Below are 669 nucleotides of genomic sequence, written 5' to 3'. Positions count from 1 at the left end.
GTGGCGCACGACGTCGTGGTTCGACAGCACCCAGGTCGACGGGGCGCCGACGGCGGCGAAGGCCTCGACGGAGGAGTCGATGATGTCGCGGAGGGCGGGCGAATCGGGGCTCACGAAATCGATGTCTTCCGTCGGGGGCAGGGGACGAGCGGGCCTCCAGGGAGAGGCACCGCTCGGCTCCGTGAGCGCAGCCTGTGCGAACATCACGAATTCATAAAGGATAACCACGGCCGGCGGGATCCGGCCAGAGGCCGCCGCGCACAGGCGCGATCGGGGCACGACGCGCGGCGAGCCCCGGCGGGATCCTGCGCCGATCCGCCTCTCGGCGCACGGAATCCGTGTCGGCTCGGCCCGGGAGAGCGGTTACACCTCGTCCGCACGCAGGCGGCGCAGCAGATCCTCCAGCTCGGCGAAGAGAGGATCCGGTGCCGCGATGAGCAGGCCGGAGCCGAAGGGCGCGCCGTCGAGTCCCGCGACCCGCGCGCCCGCCTCCTCGGCGATGAGGGCGCCCGCAGCGAGGTCCCACGGGTTCAGGCCCCGCTCGTAGTACGCGTTCAGCTGCCCGGTGGCCACCGAGCACAGGTCGAGCGCCGCCGAGCCGATGCGGCGGATGTCGCGGACCGAGCCCAGGAGCTCCTGCACCACGGCGCCCTGACGCATCCGGCGGCC

General features: G+C 72.8%; 1 protein-coding gene. It reads right to left on the bottom strand.

The window, feature by feature from the left end; genetic code table 11:
- Positions 1-363: 363 nt before the first annotated feature.
- On the bottom strand, positions 364-669 hold a 306-nt coding region (locus tag C5C82_RS17175; RefSeq protein WP_308471865.1), incomplete at its 5' end, for an inositol monophosphatase family protein.

This window comes from Rathayibacter sp. AY1D5, from assembly GCF_002932515.1.
In the GTDB taxonomy this organism is placed as follows: Bacteria; Actinomycetota; Actinomycetes; order Actinomycetales; family Microbacteriaceae; genus Rathayibacter.
Note: the sequence above shows the minus strand (reverse complement) of the source record. Positions and strands in the feature narration are given on the sequence as shown.